We start from the raw sequence: 24,688 nt of genomic DNA, 5'->3' as shown, positions 1-24,688 counted from the left end.
AAAATATACAATTAGCTTAAATTTAACCGACGGCTTCATTCAGAAACTTATACTGCGCTTGAATAAGCCCGTGATAAATTCCCTGCTTTTTCATCAGTTCATCATGATTCCCGGTCTCCATGATTCTGCCATGATCCAGAACGACGATATTATCGGCATGACGAATGGTGGATAAGCGGTGAGCGATAATGAAAGAGGTTCTGCCTGCCAACAGCGTCTTCATCGCTTCCTGAATTTTCAGCTCCGTCTCGGTATCGATGCTGGCTGTCGCCTCGTCCAGAATCAAGATCCGGGGGTCGGCGAGCAGAGCTCTTGCGAATGAAAGAAGCTGTCTCTGCCCCATGCTCAGCATACTTCCCCGCTCCTGCACCTCCGTATCATAGCCATTGGGCAGGTTAATGATGAAGTCGTGAGCGTGAACCGCCTTGGCGGCCAGTTCCACCTCTTCGTCTGTCGCATCCAATCGCCCGAATCGTATATTATCGCGAATCGTTCCCGAGAAGATGAACGTGTCCTGCAGAACAATTCCAATCTGGGACCGAAGGCTCTGGACCGTAACATCCCGAATGTCGTGACCATCGATCATCACTCTTCCCTCTACCGGATCATAGAAGCGGCACAGCAAGTTGATGATCGTACTTTTTCCCGATCCCGTATGTCCGACCAAAGCTATGGATTGGCCCGACTGAACCTCCAGGCTTATCCCTTTAAGTGCCGGACGGTTCGGTTCGTATTCAAATACGATATTCTCCAGACGGATATTCCCTTGGATTGGGGGCAAGGTACGCGCTTTTCTTTTTTCTTGTACGGTCGGCTGTTCATCCATAAACTCAAAGATGCGTTCCGATGACGCCATAGCTATGAGCAGTTGAGAATACATTTGGCCCAAACGATTAATAGGCTCCCAGAAATGCCCGATATATGTGGCAAAACCGACCAACACCCCGATGGAAATATCCCCGGCGGCAACGAGCGTAGCCCCATACCAGAACAAAATACAGTAACCGATCGCTCCAGTAATTTCAATCAAGGGCCCGAAGGTTTGATTAAGACGTGAAGCTCGGTCCCATGATTTGCGGTTCACATCGTTCATTTCGTTGAAATACTGCATGTTCTCTTTCTCTTGGGTAAAAGCCTGGGTGACCTTAATTCCTTGGATACTCTCGTTCAGATGAGAATTAATGCGCGACTGCTTCATCCGAACGTCCTGCCAGCCCCGCCTGATCTTCTTACGCAAGGAAGTGGATACCAGAAACATTAACGGAACTGTAATCATGATGGCCAAACCGAGCTTGACATTAAACATCAAGAGTATGATGACTATTCCCAACAATTGAATACAGTCGATGAGTACGTTGACTACACCGTTAGTGAACAGATCTTGAAGAGAGTTTATATCATTCGTTACACGGACAAGAACCGATCCCGCCGGGCGCTTATCAAAAAAGCGAAAAGACAGAGACTGAATGTGGCTGAACAGATCATGCCTGAGATCATGGATCACCCGCTGCCCGATCATGGATGTATACCGGATCCTGTAATTGCTCGCCAGACATTGTATTATATATACCGCAGCCATTGAGGCAATGATGATAAGCAGCAGCTTTCCGTTCTTCTCCATTAGCGCATGGTCAATAGCATACGTGATGAACAAGGGGATGGCCAGCTTCGTTAGTGTGACCAGCAGTATCGTTATAATGATGATGGGCAGCATCTGTTTGCGGTAGGGCATCATATATTTACCCAGTCTGCGCATTTGTCCCCAGTCGAACGGCTTCTCCATTACTTCATCGTCTTGGTAGACAAAGCGCTGCTGCTTGCTGCCCCCCGACTGTTTCAACGAATCATCGTTCTCGACCTTTCGCCGGTTACTCAATTGGCCCACCTCTGCTTTAGCATTCTCTCTCCGGCCTCTTCGGGCCGATCGGAGTACTGGATTTTATAGGTTTCCAAATAAGGTCCCGGTTGGGCCAGAAGCTCCTCATGGGTTCCTCTCTGCACAATCCTTCCCTTATCCAAAACAATAATTTCGTCGGCATGTCGAAGCGAAGAGATTCGATGTGCTATAATAAATGTGGTTCTTCCCTTCATCAATTCGCTGAAGCCTGCTTGAATTTCATGCTCCGTCTCCATATCGACCGCGCTTGTCGCATCGTCCAGTATTAAGATTTTAGGGTCTTTCAACAAGGCGCGTGCGATGGCGATCCGCTGCTTCTGGCCTCCGGACAGCCCCATACCCCGCTCGCCAACGACCGTATCGTAGCCTTCAGGCAGCTCCATAATGAAGTCATGGGCTTTCGCCAATTGCGCCGCTTTAATTATTTTCTCCATCGGCACGTCCCTGTTGCCATAGGCGATATTATTGCGAATCGATGCCGAGAACAGGAAGGTTTCTTGGAAGACGACCGCAATTTGCCGGCGGAGAGATTCCAGATCCAGCTCGTTAATATTTCTCCCATCCAATGTAATGGCCCCATCCTTGAGGCTGTAGGCTCTCATCAACAATTGGATGAAGGTGGATTTCCCGGATCCCGTGCCGCCGAGCAGCCCGATGACGCTTCCGGCGGGAGCATCCAGGTTTATGTTATACAGCGCCGGAGAATTATCCGGATAGGCGAAGGTAACGTTCTCGTATTTAACATGTCCCTTTACCTGCTCCGGGCTCAGCTTGACGGCCTGATCCACGTTCTTGACATGCACGTAATGATGAAGCAGTTCAAGAATCCTTTCGCCGGACGCTTTCGATTGTGTATAATTGTTAATGTGCACCCCGATATTCCACATCGGGCCGATAATATACCAGATTAAGCTGTTGAACGCTACCAATTCCCCTACCGACATCTGTTCGGTGATAACGAAGTGGCCTCCTACCCCTAACAGAATGACGATGCTCAGGTTCGCAAATAGCTCCATAACCGGGAAGAACCTGGCCCATATATTGGAAGTAAATATGTTTGTCCCTTTGTAGTCTTCGCTTCTAGCCGCAAACTTCTCAATTTCATAGGGCTCGCGGGCAAAGGATTTAACCGTTCTTACTCCCGTAATATTTTCCTGCACGGCCGTAGTCAGATCACTCATGGATTTGCGGATGCTGCGGAAGGCCGGATGAATTTTCCCTTCGAAACGGACGGCTGTAAACGCCAGGAAGGGCATAGTGACCATCGTAATCAGGCTTAGCTTCCAATTGATGCTGAACATCATGGCCAGCCCGAATCCAAGCATCAGCACGACGTTAAATATTTGCGCCATACCGAAGCCGATGAAGTGGCGAATGGCCTCCAGGTCGGCAGTCAATCTCGACATCAAATCGCCGGTTCTTGCCTTGTCATAAAACTGGAAGGACAGATACTGCAGTTTGTTGTATAAGGCGTTCCGAAGATTATACGCTACCCGGTTACCAAGCCGTCCCCCGGTAAATCCGTGAAGAAACTGGAACGTTCCTTTAATCGAGATGACCACTATGACGAGTAACGACAAGTAAGGAACCATCTCATACTTTCCTGCGATGATGACATCATCGATCAAAAAGCGGAGCAGATTGGGATATACGAGTCCCAAGGCCGTGGCGCACGCCAGACAAATGATCGAGATGAAAAATAGCCTCTTCTCCTTCCAATAATACTCTTTCAACTGCCTAAATACATTCATCCTCCTGCCCCCTATAAGCTCTGCCTTTGGCAAAACTTGTCTCGTAAGCATTCGCTCCTTACTGTGAACCGTGCGAAAATAGGAATCGGCTTATGAAGCGACCTGATGGCCGTAACCGTCCGAATGAATAGAGTGAATAAATATTCATCCTACCCAGTGGCGGCCAGTAAAGTCTCTCTCCCCGATAAACCGCTTTCGGTTGGCCGGAGGCAGTATAAACCAGCGACAGCTCCTTAGTGCCGTCCCTTGTTATTTCTTTCTCCCGGCTTGTATCTAAGCGGTATTTCCGCTCGAATCATTAGCAATATTAACACCATCCTTACAGGGGGGCAATAAGTAGAAAACCGCTAAAATCCTCCTATTTCAACATTTGCTAATAAAAAGCAGATACAATCCGTCGAATCCTTTTAAATAATCCATATCCCCCCAATTGTTTCCTGTTTTCATCGACTTTCTTTTTCCAATGTTTCTCCGGCCGCTAATAACCTCGATTTGTTACCTTTTGGTTCCATCCGGGCTTTCATTTAATAAATCTGTTAACCTTCTTTGCGTATTTTTTCCCACAAGGATAACGGCTATCGCCGTCCTTTGGACTGGCGCGGTTACGATGAAATATAAGAACAGGTATGAGGTGGAACTTTTACTTTCTTATTTTGAAAAAAAACCGTCCGACTTCTGTCGAACGGTTAATGGTAGCCTGTTTGGTACTTTTTAGTCAATCATAACGGGAATTGAACAGGTTACTCGGCAAGGGCCGCCAATCGGTCTCGAATCTCGATAAGCTGACCTACGTCGATCTTCATTTCCATGGCATCTTTCAAGCCTTGGTAGTGATCCTTCACCATTTGCAGCTCCTTCTGCCCCAATTGCTCCAGCCTGTCTGCGAGTTGACGACCGTAGGCCGTTTGCAGACGTTCCGCGTGAAGGTCCAAGTATTGCTGAATAACCGTACCCAGCTCCGCTTCCAATTGTTGTCTAAGCTTCTCCTTGCCGCCCCCTTCGAAGAAGGACTTGCCGTTCTTAAAGGCCCGTTGCAAGCCCTTGACATCCGGTTCGGGCACCGTCACCGACTCGTCCACCTCCGGCGTATCGAAGGACTCGGCTTCAAAACGATGCGGAGAGTAGCCCGGAAACTTCAGCTCGATGTCTTTCCACAGCTTCTCAAGCTTCTTCTGGGCGAAGGAATTCATAAATTGCTCCAACCGAAGTGTCGTCGCGAGTACTTCCTGAGACAAATTGTAGGAAATCAGCCGCAGCAAATCAAAATAAGCAGCCCTCAATGCCATCCGGATGTCTCTTCCATCCTCATGAAGGGCACCGGGATTGAAAGCGAGATTATAAAATTCCCCGAAACGGAACATCATTCGCTGTTTCACATAGTAGAGAAGCTCTTGGAGCTCCTTCGCCAGTTCGTTGTGTCCCGTCCCGCTCTCGGGAGCCTGAAGGGCTGCAGCTACCTCTGTATATGCATTCTCCAGAGTTAGGAGCCTCCGCTTCCTTTCGCCCTCGCTTTGCTGCGCGCCTTGGATCCATTCCCTCATAGTCCCAACCGCGCGCTGCAATTCATACCGGGCGGAACGGATAGCCATCTCGCTCAGTTCTTCGTAAGTGAAGCGGATAAACTGGCGTTCGAACTCGAGAATGCCCGATTGGCGAAGCAGAAGCGGATCGTTCTGCAGCTTGCCCTCTACTGCCTGCTGGCTGGATACGGGGTAGATTCTCGGGTTTCGGACTCCATGGCTTGTCAGATTGGCTTCCACGTGCTTCACTACCGCATCCAGCTCCTCCGCATCTGCGGCGAGGTCGGCGGCATTGACGATGAAGAACATCTTATCCAGCTCGAAGGAGTCCTTCACCCGGCCAAGCTGCTGCAGAAATTCCCGGTCTGCCTGCGAAAAGGCATGATTGTAATACGTGACGAAGAGAATGGCGTCAGCGTTTTTAATATAATTGAAGGCTACTCCGGTATGTCGTGCGTTAATTGAATCGGCCCCCGGTGTATCCACAAAGACCATGCCCTGCTCCGTCAGCGGATTGCTGTAATAGAGCCGGACCGACTCGACGAAGCAGGATTTCTCCTCCTCCGCCACATAACTTGCAAACTGCTCAAGATCGGCGGTCAGTTCTTTGCCGAGCTTATCTGCAGCGGCACCCCAGCCTTTCTCCACAGCTTTGAGGAAGGCGTAATGCGGTTTCCCGCCCTCGCTTATCTGCTCAGGGTGGATTCCGGCAATGGTACGCAGACATTCTTCCCGGCTACCTCCCGGCTTGCCCAGCACATCCAGCGAGAAGCGGATTTCCTCAAGCACCGCTTCCTCCGTCTTCATGACCACTTTAACCGTTCCATGCGGGCAATCATCCGTCGGCGGCAATATGGTATTGATCGCCGCAGTCGTCGGATTCGGGGAGACCGGTAATATCCGTTCTCCGATCAACGCATTGGCGAAGGATGATTTGCCGGCACTGAATGCGCCGAACAAAGCGACGGTAAACCGGTTGTTTTCCATCCGCTCGGCTTTGTCCAGCATGGAGCGCGATACGTTCTGCAGTGCGGCCAGATCCTTCGTCAAGTTGGCGGCCTGACGAAGAGTATCCGCCATCCGCCGCAGCCGGTTCCGCTGATCCTGAACCCGGTTCGCACTGCTGCTCTCGGTTTCGGCCTCTGACTCTGCCGGAAGCACCTCGGGCTTCTTCATCGCGGAATCCGATGGGGCTGCGGCCACTGGATCGGAAGAACGTTCCCCAGCGAATTCCTCTTCGTTGTAATCGCCGGGGGCGGGCAGCTGCAGCGCTGAACGGGGAAGTGCCCCGCGAGACAGGTTCAGCATCCGCTGCAGCTCTTCCCTCTCCTCCTGCTCGATTTGCTGCAGCCGGCGATGCGACCCTAAGGCCGACTCTAGCTCCATAAGCTCCGCTTCCAGCTGCTGCTGCTCCTTCTGCATTCGCAGGGATAGCTTGCTTATAAGCTCTTCGATAAGCCCGGTGGCCGCTTGCCGGAACATCGTCTTGACCTCCGAAGACAACTGCTTGGAGAAGTTAAGGGTATATTCGTTGGAGAAGACCGCTCCCGTATGAACCTGCTCCGCTATCCAGGAAGCCGGAAGACTAAATTCCAGCTCCTTCAATCGATCCTCTTCCAATTCATTCAACAATTCATGCTTCTCGGCCTGCTGCTTGATGAAATCCTGAAGGTGCCAGCTTAAGCCCGCTTTGATCTTCTCCGCAAAATCAGAATAGAAAGCGTCCAATCGGCTGGAGATTTCTTTCTCCGTCTGTGCCGCTCTTGAGAAAAATCCGACCTTAAACCCAGGCTTGCGGCTTTGCAAATAATGATGCGCCAGATCTCTGGTTGTCGCAGGAGTCAGATTGGCGTTATCAATGATCGAGGAGATCTCCTTCCTCCATTCCGCCTGAAGCTGAAGGGGAAGCTCCTTAAGCCGGTTTAGCTGCTCCTGCTTCTCTTCATATCGCGCTAATGCTTCATCCCCTCCGTCCGCCTGCTCGATCTCGGCCATAAGCCTGGCTTTCTCCTCTTCCCGGGCAGACGCAACAGTAGCGGCATGCTCGCGAATCAGCTGTTCCGAAGAAGCCGCAACGCTCTGATTGCGCAGCGGCTCCGCCATTAGCATCAGCTTGCGAAGCAGCCAGATCAGCTTCGGCCATTCATGGTGCGGATGCTCCGGATGCTTGACCGACAGATACAGGATCCCGTCAGGCGTAATATTCCAGTTGGCGAAGGACTGTCTCACGCTTTCTTTATATTGTTCAAAAGGAAGCTCCGCTTCCCTATGCTTGTCAATCTGGTTAACGATCAGGTATACGGGCTTGCCCCAATCCTGAAGCTGCTTCGTAAATGCAAAATTGGTCTCTGATTGCACATGGTTGTAATCCATCACATAAAAAACGACATCGGCCAAATGCAGCGCCGATTCCGTTGCCATCCGGTGGGCATCGTCCGTAGAGTCGATCCCCGGTGTATCCAACAGTACCGCCCGCTCGCCCAGAAAAGGAATCGGGTAACGAATATCAACGGAACGGATATCCTCCCCATTCTTGCAGTATTCGGATAATTGGTCCGGCTCAATCCGGTCCGGTTGCTCCCGCCCGTTCCGGTACACGGATACTTCCCCTTCTCCATTGCGGATAGACACAATATTGGCACTCGTTGGAATGGGGCTGGACGGCAGCAGCTTCGCCCCGCACAGCCGGTTAATCAAACTGGATTTTCCTGCGGAAAAATGCCCGCAAAAAGCAAAGTACAGCTGACCGGAAGCAAGCTTGGATTCTAGCTGCATCATCTTGTCGGCATGCCGAGAATCCCCCGCAGCCTGCATGTCGGAAGCCAGCTTAGCAATCGTTTCCACACCGTTCATCACGCATTCTCCTGACCCTCTGTTGTCCTAAATAAACAAAAAAACCGAAACGGATTTCGGTTAGAGTGTTGAGGAAGATTTCCTCAATAGACTTTAGACTGCACTTCACCGAAAGGCTTCGGTTTATGGTAGAAACGGACTCCGGATCCGGGGCCTCGACAGGTGTAGTCGAAGGCTCCCGGCGGAGGCTGTTGAAATGGCGCTGCAACCTGAAGGTGTACAGCGGCAACGCCCTTTCAAGGGCCTCGCTCTCCATGTCCTTTCCGGTGGAGGCGCGATCTTGCCCCTCATCCCGGCCGTTTCTAATCGTTATAAGCCATTATAACCGTGTTCTCCGGTTACTAGTGTATCACATTTTCCTCCTCAGGGAGAATAATTTCGAACACATCCCCATGCTGAAGGATAGTCACGTTCTGTTCCTTAACTTTCATCACGACAACGTCCGGCTTCGTTCTCATGCGATCCAGGTAGCTATCCGGCACCTCTCCAGATTCGCTGACGACAATTCCTTCAATCTCTTTCTCCTCGTTTTCGGCAAACGGGGTCTTCATTATTTCTTCATAGATGTCGGAGAACACCGCGAAGTTTTTGGTATAGACTGATATGCATTTCATGTCATCCCATCCTTTTACTGTTGACTTCCTTATCTAGTCTTGACTTCCTTCGTTTTCCTATTCTTCGCAACGTTCATTCTTTTTTTTCCTTCGCGGCACACGTCCAGCAAAGGACAGATGTCACATTGGGGATTCTGCGCCTTACAGTGATATCTTCCGAAAAAGATAAGACGATGGTGAGTTTGGGTCCATTCTTCCAGCGGCACTTTTTTCATTAAAGACTTTTCGACTTCCAGCACCGAGTCATCCGCTTTTGCCAGACCCAGCCGTTTGGATACCCGTTCCACGTGAGTATCCACTGCGATGGCCGGAACTCCAAATGCATTGGAAATAACAACGTTGGCCGTTTTTCGGCCTACGCCGGGCAGCTCTACTAATTGTGAATGCTCTTGCGGAATTTGTCCGTTGTGTTTTTCTATAATGAGTTGACAAAGCTTTTGAATGTTTTTCGCCTTGTTTCTGTATAATCCGATGCTGCGGATATCCTGCTCCAGCTCCTCCAGCGGAACGGCCAAATAATCTTCCGGTGTTGTATATTTACGAAAGAGCGACTTCGTTACTTTGTTGACCGTCTCGTCTGTACATTGAGCGGACAGCAGCACCGCGATCGTCAGCTCGAACGGATTGGAATGGGTCAACTCGCAATGAGCATCCGGAAACATCTTCCCGATTTCATCCAGAATGTGCCGAACCTTTGTTTTATTCATCATCCCGGTCCCCCTTCTCTAACCTTGCGCCCGAACCCCCTACAGTGTAACGAATCCGATTAAGATATTCAATGAGGATATCCAGGCAAAAAATGAACATTTCTAAAACATTGCGCTCAAAAGGAAACCGTCCGAATAAGGATGTTCCTTATTCGGACGGCAAGCTCTATGTCCTGAATTTCGGACAAGCCTGATGGCGGCTCTTGCTTCTCTAGTTACTGGTTATCAGCTTCACTTGCTGGATATTCTTGCCTACGAATGTAATGGCAATCTTCGTTCCAGGCGATAGCTGGGCGAAGGTTATTGCCGTATCTGCGGCAGACAAAATCTTCGCATCATGCGGCAAAGTGTAGTAAAATGCGGAACCATTCTGATCCTTCACGGTCAACTGGCGGCTGGACTCGTTCTTGGCGGTCAGCTCATAGTTGATGGTCTGTTTCTTCTGGATCTGGAAAACGTAATCGTGCTGGTTGCTCATTCCAGCCCGGATCGAATCACCGACCTTCAGATGGTCCAGCGTAAGGTTGTCTTGGTTCAATCCCTCTACCGCCACATACGTATTGAGTTTAAGGTCGACATACTGGCCGTTAGGCATCTTCAGCTTGAGCTCTCTAGTCGTCGGGTTGATCATGGATATGACCCCTTCGTACCCGAAGCTGTACGAAATATTGATCAGCTCGTCCTTACTGTTGTACGTCAAATCCACTTTCTGGCCGATAGGAAACATCTTGTCGAAAGTCTCAATCGCAATTGAAGTTCCATTATAGGTAAGGCTGACTTTATCGTTCAACTCGAAAATCTCGGGCTTGCCGTCGACGATAACGGTCAAATACTTCGACTTGCTGTCATAACTATGAATTGTTGCCATGTAGTTGACCTTTTGCTTCCGTTCCCCGACAAACACCTTCTTCACTTTATCATCGGAACCAAGGTAAACCGTAATATCGTCCCCTTCCTGAAGCTCGGCAATCGAGGAGCTCAGCTTCCAGGGCATGATCACTTCAACGGTATTGGTATCAAACGAATAAGTTCCGAATTGGTTATCCGCAAACTGAATAGTCAAGTAAGGCGCCCGGTTATCCAATTTAATATAATCCAGCTTGCCTTCCTTGATCATCTCTACTTTGGTCGTTACGACTTCCAATTCCACAACGATGTTATTTTCCACGCGGATGCGAACGGTATCTCCTTCAAAGATATGATCCAGAGACCTCATTCCTTCCTTGTAAATGACAGGAAGGTTATCCGCATAAGCATACTCTTGCTTGCCGCCGTCCGTTTCGTTCACGGTCAGTTTCTTACTGTCTTTATTCACAGAGACGAAGGTTCCGACAGCTGTTTTATTGACCGGCGCCTCTTTGATAATAATATGAGCCACTTTCTGGTCGGCGGTGCGGCGAATTTCGATTTTGCTTCCTTTCACAACGGACGAGAGACTTTGGCCCAAACCGTCTTTGTCGGTGACCGAGGTGCCGGACATCAAATCGTATACTTCAGACCTATCTCCAACTTTTAAAATCAGCTTCATGACGGACAAATCGATATTTTCCACTGTACCTTCGGTCGATTGGTAAGAAACCTGATCCGTCACTTCTATATAATAAGCCGTATTGTCTTGAGCTATCGTATAAACGGTGTATCCGGGTTTGATATCACTCCAGGATATTTTACCGGTACTGCCTTTTCCATAAATAACCGAGCTGGAATTAATAGACAGAGTGCGGGATTGCCCGCGGCTATCGATCAATTGCACAGAATTTCCGGTTATTGCCTGAACCGTTCCCGTTATCACTTTATCGGATTGATAAGAGGAATACTGTTGGGCACGGCTGATGAAGGTGGCCATCTGAGCTCTTGTGACCGACTCCTGGGGACGGAATGTGTTGTCTTCGAAGCCGTCTACAATTTTTAACGACAAGGCTTCATTTATGAACCCGATATTTTCGTCGGATATTTTATTATTGTCCGAAAATCCGGTCGATTGGGATTTCTTCTGATTGGCTTCCTGCTGCTTGTTCACCGAACGAATGACGATCTTAGCCACCCATTCTCTGGAGGCGCTTTTTGTCCCCCAGGACTTGCTGCCCGAAGAGGTATTTGAACCTTCTTCCCCGATGCTGATCAGGCCTTTTTCAATGGCGGTAATGACATATCCGCGGGCATAGTCACTCACCGAGAAAGGCAGCACGTAGTTCTCCGTCTTTAACTTGAGGGCTTCCTGCTCCAGCCCCATTAAACGGATTGCCAGTACAATGACTTCCTCTTGGGATACTTTATCATCGGGAACATATTTCCCTTCGTCCCTTCCTTGAACAATCCCCTGTAGAGCCAGCTTCGTCACAAACTGATGAGCCCAGTGAGATGTCGGCACATCATCAAACTTATAGTTTAAAGCTGCGGCCGCCTGTACCATTCCGCCGGCCGGTTTCCATTCAGCGGCATACGCCCCGCCTGCCTGGCTGCCTACCACCATGGCAGATACTACTAAAGAAACTATCATTTTTTCTGTCTTCTTCTTACCCGATTTCATTCCTCTTCCCCTTTCAGCCTTCAATTCCAGCTTGAGTTATGCTTATTCTATATGCAAATATTCTCTAATGCCTGCCACAATTCCTTCTGCAACCTTGTACTGAAATTCTTCCTGGTACATCAAAGTTTCGTCCTCTACGTTGGACAGATATCCGATTTCCAGCAGAATGGACGGCATCTTGGTTGCCGTAATGACCCGGAAATTATTCTTGCGGACTTTGCGGTCCGGGAAGCCAGTCGCATCCAGAATATGGCGGTGCATGATTTTAGCAAATTCCAGGCTTCGGTCATGCCAGTAATAAGTTTCTGTGCCTCTGATTTCCGGATTGAACTTATTCCCATGAATGGAAATAAACAAGTCGGACTCCTGGCTGTTGGCAAAAGCGGCACGCTCGTCCAATTCAGGGTATGTGTCATCCGATCGGGTTAACAGCGGTTGAATTAGAGGCTCCTTATCCAATAGCTCTTTGACCTTAAGAGTTGTACTCAGCGTAAACTCTTTCTCTTTCCTTCCCGTTAGAGACGAAGCTCCGGGATCCTGACCTCCATGGCCGGCATCAATCACCACTTTGTAAACGAGCGGTTGGAAGTTAACCGTTATCTGATTGGTTGTCGGATCTTCCAGCAGCTTATAGGATGCCTTCGATTTTAAATCAACGACAATTCGAACGGTATACGGGTCGTCCGAATATAAGGCATAACGAATTTGTGACACCATAGGGTGATCCGCAACCTCGATCGTTCCGCTATTTACTCCTGTTTGGGGCACAAGGGCTTGTCCAAGTCTGTAATTGGGAATATCAATGACAAGTCGGCTCGGGCTAAGCAAGGAAAAATGGCTCGGCTTCATTTCCTTCGACCCTTGAATGAGTAACTGTTCGCCATTCATGACGATGGATTCAATAGCGGGAAGGGAGGGATCCGGTGTCGGTTTTACGGTAGGCCCTGTACTGGGCTTCTGGCCATTCTGATCCGTATTGGGATTCGGAGTAGGCTGGGGGCCAGGTGTCTGGTTAAGATCAGGACCAGGGGTTGGATCCGAAGGATCGGTTTCATCTGTGCTTTCCTCTGGCTGCTCTATGATCGGTTCGTTGATCATATGTACGGAACGCGTTTCGTTGTCCCACTTAACTTGAAGCCCTAGATTTTCCGCGACAAACCGGACAGGAACAAGTGTGTTTCCCTCGATATTCACCGGAGAAACTTCCAGAGGATAGCCTTTCCCGTCGATGGAAGCATAAGATTTATCGATCCATAGCAGCATCTCGGAATTCGATTTCTGAATCGTCACCTTCTGCTCTTCCTGGGTCCAACTGACCTTCGCGCCCAACTCCTCGGACACAATGCGAATAGGAACCATTGTCGTATCATTCATGATGCGGGAAGCTACCTCAGGGTTTAGCTTCTTCCCGTTCAGATATAGCGGAATCGAATCCTCCGCATATGTGAACTGGGGAAGCAAAAAGATAAATGCAAACAAGGACAACAGGGAGACTACCAGCTTTTTCATCATTCACCTCTGAGTTTAGTAGATTATGCCATACGACGTATAATTAGACGTAATATTTTCCAAAAAGTTGCGAAAAAAGCTCCCTGTCGACAGATTTTTCTGTTTCGACAGGGAGCTTTTTGGGTAGAATGATTATTTAGCCTGGTAATTCCCTATAGGCTCCCGTTATTATCTAGCAATATGATTTACGATAATCTGGCTTGATGCTTCTCCTCATAAGCGGCGATTTTGTCGCTATGCTGCAGAGTCAGGCCGATATCGTCCAGTCCAAGCAGCAGGAACTGACGCCGATGCTCATCCAGATCAAACGAAAGATTAAGCCCTTGGTTATCGGTAATGCTCTTATTCTCCAGATCGATAGTCAGCTGGTAGCCTTCATTGGCAGCCGTGAGCTCAAACAGCTTCTGAACTTCTTCTTCCGAAAGCTTGATAGGCAGAATTCCGTTTTTAAAGCAGTTGTTATAGAAAATATCCGCAAAAGACGGAGCGATGATAACTTTAAAGCCATAGTCCAGAATGGCCCAAGGCGCGTGCTCACGGGAAGAGCCGCAGCCGAAGTTGGCCCGGGAGATCAGAATGGATGCTCCGTCATAACGGGGCTTGTTTAATTCGAAATTCGGATTGACTTGCCCGCTCTCATCAAAACGCCATTCGTAGAACAGAAATTGTCCGAAGCCGGTTCTTTCTATTCTTTTGAGAAATTGTTTCGGGATGATCGCGTCCGTATCCACATTCACACGGTCCACGGGAGCTACCACTCCGGTATGCTTTTTAAAAGGTTCCATATCTAGCAACTCCTCTTATTCTTTTAGTTAAATTGCCAATTGCGCACATCGACGAAACGTCCTTCGATAGCAGCCGCAGCCGCCATTGCCGGCGAAACAAGATGTGTCCGTCCTCCGCGTCCTTGACGGCCTTCAAAGTTCCGGTTGGAGGTCGAGGCGCATCTCTCGCCAGGGCTCAGGACATCCGGATTCATCGCCAGACACATGCTGCAGCCCGCATCGCGCCATTCGAATCCGGCCTCAATGAAGATTTTGTCCAAGCCTTCCTTCTCCGCTTGGATCTTGACACGTCCCGAACCGGGAACGACGATCGCATTCACATTAGGAGATACTTTGTAGCCTTTGGCTACCGAAGCCGCCGCACGCAAGTCTTCGATTCTTCCATTCGTACAGGAGCCGATGAAGACCCGGTCCACTTTCAACTCCGTCATCGGGGTTCCGGGAGTAAGTCCCATATATTCAAGGGCTTTTTCCGCTGCTTTTCTTTCATTCTCCGTAGCAAAATCTTGCGGATTTGGCACCGAGGAGTCGATGCTTGTTCCCATACCCGGGCTAGTACCCCAGGTCACTTGAGGAATAAGGGAGTCGGCATCAAACTCAACTACACGGTCATATACGGCCCCTTCATCCGTTACGAGACTCTTCCATTCTTGAACGGCCTTGTCGAATGCTTCGCCTTGGGGCACGTATTCGCGACCGCGCAAGTATTCGAACGTCGTTTCGTCCGGAGCGATCAGACCCGCGCGAGCACCTGCCTCAATCGACATATTGCAGACGGTCATCCGCTCTTCCATGGATAAGGAACGAATCGCTTCCCCGGTATACTCGATAACATATCCGGTAGCGAAATCCGTGCCGTACTTGGCAATGATACCCAGAATCAAGTCTTTAGCCGTTACGCCGGGGCTCAGCTTGCCGTTAACGCGAACCTCCATCGTCTTCGACTTGGATTGCTGCAGGCACTGAGTAGCAAGCACATGCTCAACTTCACTCGTTCCAATCCCGAAGGCAAGCGCACCGAAGGCTCCGTGCGTGGAGGTATGGCTGTCTCCGCATACAATGGTCTTCCCGGGGTGCGTCAATCCGAGCTCAGGCCCCATGACATGGACAACCCCTTGATCCGTGCTTTCCAAATCAAACAGCTTCACACCGAAGTCGGCACAGTTCTTGGACAGAGTGTCGATTTGCTGCTTGGAAATCGGGTCGGCGATATTGAAACGGTCCTTGGTAGGAACGTTATGGTCCATCGTCGCAAAGGTTAGATCCGGACGGCGCACCTTGCGCCCGGCCAAACGAAGCCCTTCGAAAGCTTGCGGCGACGTCACTTCATGCACCAGGTGCAGATCAATATAAATGATGCCAGGCTTTCCTTCTTCCTGATGAATGATGTGTTGGTCCCAAATTTTTTCGTACATCGTTTTTTTCGACATCTTTTTCACCTCTACGAAAATTCTCCATCGATAAAGATCATCCATATTCGATTAATACCTATAGTAACATCTCTCTCTTGATTGTTCCAAGATATAATATCTATAAGTTTTATAGGAAATTAATATAAAGACTCTCTTTATTCCGTATTCCGCCTATAAGCGGGGGGCGCTTGATCTCTAATCGATCGTTCAAGCCGCTTTTTGCGCCCACTGCACTCCGACAAGAAAGTGCTCAATCATCCGACAAGAAAAGACATCGACATTCCGCCAAACATGGTTCTCATGAGACTCGCCGTAAGCATATAACTGTCTCCCTCTAATCTACCTTGAAAATCCGTCTATTTTACCGTCTGCAGGCATCGTTGCAAGCGGAGCGGCACGTCTAACTGTATTTTGTACAGGTAGATTCAAGCGAATGGGCGAAAATGATCAAACTAACTGGATAAACTACAGTTAAAATGGGCAACTTTGGGCGAAACGGCTGTTTTGGCGCAAACTAGCTGTAGGTTTTCCAGTTAGACCCGAATATAGAAATCTAACTGTATGAAATCCATTTAGTTTTCAAATTTCACACTATTGAAGCAAGGTGCCGCGGTCAGAGGCATGGGGGTCTAAATGGTATGTCTTCCTTGCTATCGTGCAATAATAGCGGATCTGCAGCCTCTTAGGCGCGATTCATGCCTTTTCGCCCCTTTTGACCATTATCCCTTTCACTCAGTGTCCTTACCGGCCCATCTCCACCTTTTTTCCGCCCCTTTTGATCGTTATCCCTTCCGCTCAGCACATCGCTCGCCGGGCAATACCTCTTTTTCCGACTCTTTGACCAGTATCCCTTTCACTCAGTACCTTTACCGGCCAACTCCACCTTTTTTCCGTCTCTTTGACCATTATCCCTTTCGCTCAGTAGCATGGCTCCATTGAACAATTATCCCGTAAGCTCAGGCTCTCCAAGGAAATGATGCACCTGTTCGGCTCCCAGGGCTTGGATCCGGACCCGGAAGGGATTGAACATAATGCAGAAGCATAGAAAAGGACGAACAGGCGATTTAAGCAGCCTTTCTGATATAAGGGGATAACAGTCAAAAGCCCGGATCAACGATCTTCGTGAGGACGTTTCCTTTCTGTCCAGTCTCCTTAATCCGTTTTTTTCTATCGTACAATACTAGCGGACCTGCAACCTCTTAGGCGCGATTCATGTCACTTCTCCGCCCCATTTGACCAGTATCCCTTTCTCTCAGTACCTTTACCGGCCAACTCCACCTTTTTGCGCCCTTTTGACCGTTATCCCTTTCACTCAGTACATTTAGAAATTTTCCATACACATCCTTCAGTCATAATCCCGAAAGCAATTTCTGCCACTTCTTGTCCTCTAATTTTCCGGAAGCATCCCCAGTCTATAGAACATCGCTGTCCTTTGAAAATACTTTTCCTGAACGAAGGGGATAACAGTCAAAAGCACATAGCATAGAAGCAAAATACAAAATTCTGGCAGGCTATCCACTCCAAAGCACGACCGCGCTTATAAACTCGAACAGGATGCCTATGTCTCCTACTTGACGCCGCAACTTTGTCCTTATAACGCTGCGGATGTATAATATCATGAGAAGAGCAATGATAAATAAAGCCAAATTTGTATACGGCAATAAAAGCGTTCAGATCTGCAGTTCTCCACATCTCCCGAAGCTGCAAACCTTGTCAGATTCCCCTTACCACTTGAGGGAAAAGCTTGCGGTGGGGTTGGTGGGAAGGTTTATTGCCGACGAGATAGAAAAGAGCTTTAATGAGGCGGGAAACCCCCGCAAAGGAGAGTCTTTCTATGGAATTAAGACAATTGCAGTATGCAGTCCAGATAGCAGCCGAAAAAAACTTCTCGAGGGCGGCGGAAAAGCTGCACATTGCCCAGCCTTCCTTAAGCCAACAGCTTTCCAAACTGGAAAAGGAGATCGGGGTTCTCCTGTTTCAGCGCAATACCAATTCCGTGGAAATGACCTACGCCGGCACGGTCTTTGTCGAGAAGGCGCAGATTATTCTGGATAAGGTTTCCCAGCTCAAAAAAGAAATGGAGGACATTTCGCAAATGCGAAAAGGCAAGCTGATTGTCGGCAGCTTGCCCATTACCGGGTCCCATATTTTACCACTCGTCCTCCCCGTCTTCCAGCAGCAGTATCCGGAAATTGAAATTCAACTTGTTGAAGAGACCTCGGCGAACCTGGAGCGGCTGGCGGCAAGCGGCCAGACAGATATCAGTCTGCTCTCCCTGCCTCTGGCGGAGCGCTCCCTTTCTTACCTGCCGCTGATCGAGGAGGAAATTCGCCTCTGCGTCCCTCCCCATCACCCGCTTGCCCAGTCAGCGTCCGGGGATGATGCCGTGCGGATCGATACCCTTCGGGAGGAGCCCTTTATTATTTTGAAAAAAGGCCAGGGCTTCCGCCAAATCACAATGGATTTGTGCGGAGCGGCCGGTTTCGAGCCGCGGATCGTGTTCGAAAGCACCAATATCGATACCGTCCAATCACTGGTCGCCGCCGGTATGGGGGTCGCCTTCGTTCCCAAGATGGTAGCGAGGGTACAAGGGGAGCCGCATGCCCCCGTCTATCTCCCTCTGGACGGCCGGCCTACAAGAACGCTGGTCATCGCCTATCGGCACGGGCGCTACTTATCCAAGGCAGCGGAAGCTTTTATCCAGGTACTGCAGGAGGTCGTTCAGAACCGTTAAATTGGAAAACTTAGGGCCGGGCTTACTCCACCAGCCCCGTTCTTTCCACACTCTCCACGAAATAGCGCTGAGCCAAGAAGTAGATAAGAAGCGGCGGCAGAATGGTCAGGAAGCTGGCCGCCATCTTGATCGCCTCCGACATGTACAACGGCATATCCGCCGCCTGCATGAACTGGTTTATACCTACATCCAGACGGGACATCTGCACGGCGAGCGGCACATTCTTCGCTTCGCTCAGGAACATTCTCGGCATGTAGGTGTCGTTCCATGTCCATACGAAGGAGAACAGAAACACGACCAGAATGGCCGGTTTCGCCAGCGGAAACATGACCCGGACATAAAATTTGAACGCGCTCGCCCCGTCAATCTTGGCCGCTTCCTCCAGCTCCTTGGGCTGCGTCATAAAAAACTGCCGGTAAATGATGACGAACAGAGCGCCTTTGACGCCAAAGCCGAACAGCGCCGGGATGACCAGCGCCGCCAGCGAGCCGTCCAGCCCCAGCTGCGAGTAGGCAATAATCGTAGGCAGCACCACGACTTGAGGAGGTATGATGAAAGCGAGCAGCAGCAGGAAGAACACCAATTTTTTGAACGGAAATTCAAGCCTTGCCAAGGCGTAGCCGGCAAAGCCGCATGAAATGCAGTGAAACACCGAGGCCACAAGTGCCACGACGAGGCTGATTGTGAAGGAATTGCCGTATTTGAGCACCTTCCACGCCGTCTGCAGATGCCCCCAATAGAGCGATGACGGAATCCATGTCACCGTCGGATCGATCAAGTCCTTGGCGTCCATGACCATTTTGACAACCATCTTCATAATGGGATGTAGGTAAATATAAGATGTGCAAATGAAAATGGTATATAGAAACAGCTTGAAAACAAGCCCTTCGTTAATTTCCCGTCCGAGCGTCATATACTTCAACTGACGGACCGGGTCCTTGAAGGTGATCCTCCTCTTCAGCTTCATCAGGATCGTATTCATTTCGCACCCCTCCTTATGCCCGCGACGCTCTTTGGTTCCGGTTTAGCCTGCTGTAAATCCACAGCACCAGCGAGAGAAAGATGATGATCACAAGAAAATAAATCCAGGCCAGGCTGCTGTTGTATCCGTAATTTCCCTTGCCGATTAACGAGATAATCGGATTGAACGGAAAGGTAAACATATCGACGACGGTGTAGATCAGATTGAGCAGAATGAACGGTGACATCGCCGGGATTGTAATTTTCCAGAACACTTCCCACGGGGAAGCCCCATCGATTCTCGCGGATTCGTAGGCAGATGCCGAGATGGTCTGACGACCGGCCAGGAAGATTAGAATCTGCACCCCGGAATACCAGAGGACGAGCACAAAGCGGTTCAACACTTCCTTAACCGGTTTGGCCCAGGAGCTGTCTCCCAGGAAAGCATCGAGATAACTTCCGAGAGCGAACCGTTCCAGGAAACCGAGGCTTCCTTCCCCCTGGTTGACGAACTCCGTCAGCACATAACCGGTCGTAAAGATCACCGGCAGGAAAAATATGCCCCGGAACAGGAAGCGGCCTCTCAGCTTCTGATTTAACAAGATGGCAATGAGAAGCGAGAAGATTAGAATAACCGGGATCATGATGACCACTTCCTGGAAAAACGGAATCAATTCGTCGTAGAAGGCCGAGCTGCCGAACAAAATTTCCCGGTAGTACTTTAATCCGACGAACTCGTAGCTCATCCGGGTCGGCAAAATTTTGACGCTGTGAAAACTCATATATAAAGAAAATACAAGCGGAAACCCCAAGAACACGATGAATCCGATCAGCCATGGGGCGATAAACAAGGTGCCTTCCAGATTCCGCATGAAACGGGCGTTCAATCTCTTCTTTTTCCCCATATTACTGCCCTCCCCGAATCACGGCAAAATCATTCGCCTGAACGACCAGGCCTTCGTTTGAGTAAGGATAAGCATTGTAATTGACGACCACCCGATGTCCGTTCGCGTACGTCGTTTCCATCACCCCTTTGGCCAAGGCCCGATGATCCGTAATGAACTCGGTTCTAACCTCGCTCAAAGCATCATTGTATAGCTGATATTGGGTAACTATCTGCTCCAGCCAATCTTTGTAGTAGGTGCTGTAATACCGGTTTAGCGACTTCGATTTCAACAGCTCCTGGGAAGGGGAGGAAGTGACGACGAAGGACGGCTCCGCCCCATACTCGATTCCGCGAAGATAGTTTTCCGTATAGTTGCCGCTCAGATTGGCATATTCGAATGAATAGCTGACCAGTCCATGCAGGGCGATCTGTGCGAAAGGCACCGTCCGGTCGACGAACAAATCATAAGAATAGTCATTGGACAGACCGTCCCAATGCTCTGCAAATTTGCCTGCGTATACGTTGCCTTCCGCTAGCTGGATACGTCCCAGCTCCTCTTGCGCTGTCTGCAGCAGACGCCTCTGCAATTCCAGCGACTCGGTCCGGGTCAGGGAATATCTTTCGTTGTAATCGGTATTAAGGATATCACCGATGCCGTCTCCGAATAGTAGGCCATCCACACCCAGTTCTTTCACCTTCTGCATATCCCGGAGGACCACCTCCTCCATGAAGCGGGGGCTGACGAAGGTCGTCTCGTCCTCCCGGTTCCACGAACGGAAGCGGATAACGGACGATCCCTGATCGCGCAGACCGTCCCGGCTGCCGCGGAATCCATCCCTGCCCGTATTATTGAAGGTGTAGGAACGGGCATCCAGAAAGAGGGAGAAGCCTTTGGAGCGGACAAAATCAGCCAGCCGCTTCATCCCGCCGTTCCCGCCCAATCTCCGGTCGACCGGGAAATGCCCTCCGGCTTTGCTGTATCCTCCCTTTTGCCACCCGAGATAGACGACGGACATATCCTCCACTCCCAAATAATGAAGCTGCCGTACGATCTCCTCCGCTTCGTCCGTTGTTGTCAAAGGGAGATAGGAATCCCAGAGGAATCCTTTGGCTGTATCGCCTCCAAGCAGGTGAAGCTGCAGCCGGACACCTTCCTCCGACGCAGGGAGCCGCTCATAGCCGACCTCTTCCATCAGGTATTGACGATACCGGCCGGCCATTCGCGCATAATCCGGCTGCTCCTCGAGAAGATAGTAGCGGACCGAGCGGTCTCCTGCCGTCAATTCCTTGCTATAGGTATAGAAGCCGGCGGTTCTTCTTGTATTGGACGGTTGAAAATGTTTAAACCGATAAATTTGCTCTACCGTCGTCCAATTGTACTGGCTGAAGGATTTGGATGGAGCCGCCAGCACGCTTGCATACTCCGCTCCCTGATGGGCCACGGCGACAAATCCTTTGTCCCCGTCTTTGATCCCGAATACGGGCATTCGCACGGGAAGACGGTTGGAGAAGGTGGTTCCGCTGCTATAAGCCCAATCCTCGCCATAAATTCTTTCGTTATAAAAGCTGGTTGTATTCGCGCGGTCCTTCTTGAAATCAATCAGCGCTCCGGAGCCATCTGGAATTAACAGGAAACCGTTCTCCCCATCCGATGCTTGAGCGCCGAAAAATGGAAACAGGCGCAGCGAAACCAATCTCGCTTCGGGGTCTTTCTTGGCGTTCGACTTGGCATTTGCCTTAGTATTGGGCTTAGCCTCCTCCTTCTGTGCCTCCTTCACATCCTTAAGCCCTTCCTCCAGGACGGTTGTTTCCACATAATCGTCTTTAAGCCGGACCTGTACCGGGATGACGAAGCCGAGATTCGGCATCTCATAGGTGATTTTAAATCCATCGTTTATTCGTTCGAAGGAGGAAATTTTACCGGATTGCTCGTAATAGTTGGATTCCTTCAACAAATCCCTCCGTACCTTAAACTCGACGAAGCGGAACATGAAGGGGGATTTCAGATGCACTCTCCAGGCTTTGGAGTTTTCCTGACTGCTCCAGTATTGCGGATCGGGATATGATCTCCAGACCTGTTCCGATTGTTTGCTGAAGACGATGAAATGGCCCGATTTAGGATCTGCCTTCAATTGATACCGCCCATTGTCCGCCACGATTTGCATAGCCGATTCCTTAGGGAAATCCGGCTCCTTCACGTTAGGATTAGCTGCGGCCGGCTTGGCTTCCTCCTCCTTGCCGGGAGCCGGCTTCTGACCCTCATTGGACGCCTCCTGGCTCCCATTCTCCGCTGCTTTGTCTTCCTTGGCCTGAACCGGTGCTTGACCGGCAAAGACCATAAGGACGGGCATACAGGAGAGGACGATGGCCACGGCCAGGGCAGTCAGATTTCGTTTCGCTTTCATAAACCGGATCACATCGACACCTCCTGGTACAGCGTATAGATGAAGTCCACAAATTCCGAGGATAGACCGAGAATGATGAAAATAAGAACCCAGAGAGCGATCATCGCCACAATGGTTAACAGAATATTTACGATCGTCTCGCCCACGCTGTAATTTTGCAGAGACTGGATCTTCCAGAAGAAAAGCAGCCCGCTCCAGCCAATCATCAGCCATTCGAAAAAGCTGTATATGGAATTTTCGCTCAGCGTCATGATATTGGATATGAGCGCCAGCGGCACCCCCAGCAGCACGATGGGGAACAGGGCATAAGCGCTCCCTACGAACACGTCTTTAAAGCGGGCCTCCCCCTGGGAGATCGAGCCTATCAAGTAGTGGCAGATCATCCAGGTCAGCAGCAGGACGGCAAACGTAACAATGATGGGCGCTCCCCTGAGCTCATTGGCCGGAACCGGATTAAAGCTGAAGCTCGTCAAATTTACTTTGGCCAGCAGCATCATAATGACCAGTGCCAGCAGTGCAATAGCGCTTATATAGCCGCCCCTGTTCAAATATCGGAGATCGCTGAAGCCGTCCAGCGGATGCCGCAAAATATAGAAGGCGTGACCTAACTGCTTCAGCCAGATGTGCTCCATCCATCTCGGCCTGGTCCTTGGCAGTAAACGCCAGCCGAATTTCTTCTTCAGCCGGCCCCCGGCGACGCCGGCAACGCCGACAGCCAGCACTGAATTGGCGAGAATAGAAAAGTTATGCTGAAACCACTGCAGCCTAAGCTGCCAGAAAGCATCGGAATAACCCTCCGCATTACCGGCCAAACGATACATCTCCAATGCGGTCTTGTAATCCTCCTTGTGGAAGGCTGAAAGAGCCAGCCCTTCATAAGCGGGAGTGAACAAAGCGTTAAGGCGCACCACTTGATTCCAGTAGGCTTCGCTTTCCGCATATTTGCCTTCCTGGGTCAGCTTGTAAGCGGTATGGACGGCCGCTCCGAATTCCGTCGGTTTGAACACCTGAATCAAGTTGAGGGAATCGTCCAGAATGAACATCTCATTGCTCGAGTTGGTATCGACCGCCACGGGGCTCTGATTGATACCGACCAGCGGAATTCCCGCCGCTACCGGTCCCGACCAGTAAAACAGCAGCTTGCCGCTCGGATCGTACTGGGCGACGATATTCATGGCCTTATCGATCACCGTCAGATTTCCGTTGGCATCCACGGCGACGTCGGCAAGCTGTGCCTCGGGGTAGCTATCCCCTTTGCGGAAATAGCGGGAGCGCTCGGTGAAGCTCAGCTCCTTCCACAGGTTATCTCCCCGTATATTCAGTTTTTTGACCTGCTCGGTTTTCGAGCCGGATACGGAATAGATGAATCCCTGCTCATCAATGTCAATATTGCGGATCGTCGTAGGGAGAAGTCTGACCTGGCGGCTGAGCTGCTCCTTCGTGTAGAACATTCTGCGGATCCGGTCCATAACGGATACTTCCGTTGAATTCGTCCCGAAGAAGCCGAAGAATTCTCCCTCCGGGTCGAACTGCACAATCCCCTGATAGCTTCCCTGCGAGATGACATAGACGAATCCCCGTTTATCGACCACCATGTTGATCGGCTCATAGACGAACGAATCATTGATAAACCGCGACTTGGGGCGTTTGAATTCCTGAACGAATTCCCCTTCCCGATTCAGCCTGGCCACACGCTGGTTTCCGCTATCTGCTACATAAATATCTCCGGCCTCGTTAATGAACAAGCCTTGGGGTTTGTTCAAAGGACTCTCGGGAACCGTCAGGACACGGACCACCTCACCATGTTCGTCGAAATGAACGATCCGGTTGTTATCGGTGTCCGCCACATAGATATGGTCATTCCGGTCCACGAACAAATCCTTTGGCGCTTTGAGCGGAGAGTACACCTTATTGCCGTTGTCATCCTCAATATAAATATCCTGTCCGATAGTCCCTATCGGGGCGTACGCAGGCTGAGTGTAGACGACCCTCCCGAAGCTGTCTCTTGTGAAGGTGGAGAAGGGAACTTCCGCATGGGCGGCAATCGGCCATATCACTGCAAGCAGGAGCACCAAGATCAATATCCCTGCCAGCCGTTTACGCGGTTTGGATGCCTCCATCTTAC

Annotated in this window: 14 protein-coding genes; 1 reads left to right on the top strand and 13 read right to left on the bottom strand. The window is 50.1% G+C overall.

Going from position 1 to position 24,688, the window contains the following annotated elements:
* Positions 1-22: 22 nt before the first annotated feature.
* The 9 genes from ACFQ03_RS01665 to leuC form a co-directional block, all read right to left on the bottom strand.
* Positions 23-1,876: an ABC transporter ATP-binding protein gene (locus tag ACFQ03_RS01665; RefSeq protein ID WP_144940857.1), complete on the bottom strand. Its 1,854-nt coding sequence runs from the start codon at positions 1,874-1,876 to the stop codon at positions 23-25.
* Positions 1,873-3,648, bottom strand: a complete 1,776-nt coding sequence (locus tag ACFQ03_RS01660) for an ABC transporter ATP-binding protein (protein ID WP_144940860.1) — start codon at positions 3,646-3,648, stop codon at positions 1,873-1,875. Before ACFQ03_RS01660 ends, ACFQ03_RS01665 begins: the two co-directional genes overlap by 4 nt.
* A gap of 740 nt (positions 3,649-4,388) precedes the next feature.
* Positions 4,389-8,021, bottom strand: coding sequence for a dynamin family protein (locus ACFQ03_RS01655; RefSeq protein ID WP_144941651.1), 3,633 nt, complete (start codon positions 8,019-8,021; stop codon positions 4,389-4,391).
* 341 nt (positions 8,022-8,362) lie between these two features.
* Positions 8,363-8,635, bottom strand: a complete 273-nt coding sequence (locus ACFQ03_RS01650; protein ID WP_144941653.1) for an NAD/NADP transhydrogenase alpha subunit — start codon at positions 8,633-8,635, stop codon at positions 8,363-8,365.
* A gap of 29 nt (positions 8,636-8,664) precedes the next feature.
* Positions 8,665-9,342, bottom strand: coding sequence for an endonuclease III (nth, locus tag ACFQ03_RS01645; protein ID WP_144941661.1), 678 nt, complete (start codon positions 9,340-9,342; stop codon positions 8,665-8,667).
* Between the two features lie 211 nt (positions 9,343-9,553).
* Positions 9,554-11,872: an S-layer homology domain-containing protein gene (locus ACFQ03_RS01640; RefSeq protein ID WP_379285638.1), complete on the bottom strand. Its 2,319-nt coding sequence runs from the start codon at positions 11,870-11,872 to the stop codon at positions 9,554-9,556.
* Positions 11,873-11,914: 42 nt separating this feature from the next.
* A complete protein-coding gene (locus tag ACFQ03_RS01635; RefSeq protein WP_186328521.1) occupies positions 11,915-13,381 on the bottom strand; it encodes an N-acetylmuramoyl-L-alanine amidase family protein in 1,467 nt (488 codons plus the stop codon).
* Positions 13,382-13,566: 185 nt separating this feature from the next.
* Positions 13,567-14,166 carry a 3-isopropylmalate dehydratase small subunit gene (gene leuD / locus ACFQ03_RS01630; protein WP_379285636.1) on the bottom strand — a complete coding sequence of 200 codons (600 nt, stop codon included), beginning with the start codon at positions 14,164-14,166 and terminating at the stop codon, positions 13,567-13,569.
* A gap of 23 nt (positions 14,167-14,189) precedes the next feature.
* Positions 14,190-15,596, bottom strand: a complete 1,407-nt coding sequence (leuC, locus tag ACFQ03_RS01625; protein ID WP_150959839.1) for a 3-isopropylmalate dehydratase large subunit — start codon at positions 15,594-15,596, stop codon at positions 14,190-14,192.
* A 1,816-nt stretch (positions 15,597-17,412) separates the two neighbouring features.
* Between leuC and ACFQ03_RS01620 the strand changes: the two genes are divergently transcribed.
* Complete coding sequence (locus ACFQ03_RS01620) at positions 17,413-18,312, top strand: LysR family transcriptional regulator (protein WP_144933261.1); 900 nt, start codon at positions 17,413-17,415, stop codon at positions 18,310-18,312.
* A 22-nt stretch (positions 18,313-18,334) separates the two neighbouring features.
* Here ACFQ03_RS01620 and ACFQ03_RS01615 read toward each other — a convergent pair whose 3' ends face one another.
* Genes ACFQ03_RS01615 through ACFQ03_RS01600 form a run of 4 tightly spaced genes read right to left on the bottom strand, consistent with a single transcriptional unit; the run spans position 18,335 to position 24,683 of the window.
* Positions 18,335-19,294 carry a carbohydrate ABC transporter permease gene (locus ACFQ03_RS01615; RefSeq protein WP_379285633.1) on the bottom strand — a complete coding sequence of 320 codons (960 nt, stop codon included), beginning with the start codon at positions 19,292-19,294 and terminating at the stop codon, positions 18,335-18,337.
* Between the two features lie 13 nt (positions 19,295-19,307).
* Positions 19,308-20,177, bottom strand: coding sequence for a carbohydrate ABC transporter permease (locus ACFQ03_RS01610; RefSeq protein WP_379285631.1), 870 nt, complete (start codon positions 20,175-20,177; stop codon positions 19,308-19,310).
* A gap of 1 nt (position 20,178) precedes the next feature.
* Complete coding sequence (locus ACFQ03_RS01605) at positions 20,179-22,575, bottom strand: DUF5696 domain-containing protein (protein ID WP_379285629.1); 2,397 nt, start codon at positions 22,573-22,575, stop codon at positions 20,179-20,181.
* Complete coding sequence (locus ACFQ03_RS01600) at positions 22,572-24,683, bottom strand: YIP1 family protein (RefSeq protein ID WP_144933264.1); 2,112 nt, start codon at positions 24,681-24,683, stop codon at positions 22,572-22,574. The genes ACFQ03_RS01605 and ACFQ03_RS01600 overlap by 4 nt, the downstream gene beginning before the upstream one ends.
* Between the last annotated feature and the right edge of the window lie 5 nt (positions 24,684-24,688).

Source organism: Paenibacillus residui, assembly GCF_042677205.1.
GTDB classification, from domain to species: Bacteria; Bacillota; Bacilli; order Paenibacillales; family NBRC-103111; genus Paenibacillus_L; species Paenibacillus_L residui.
This window is presented reverse-complemented; position numbering and strand designations above follow the sequence as displayed.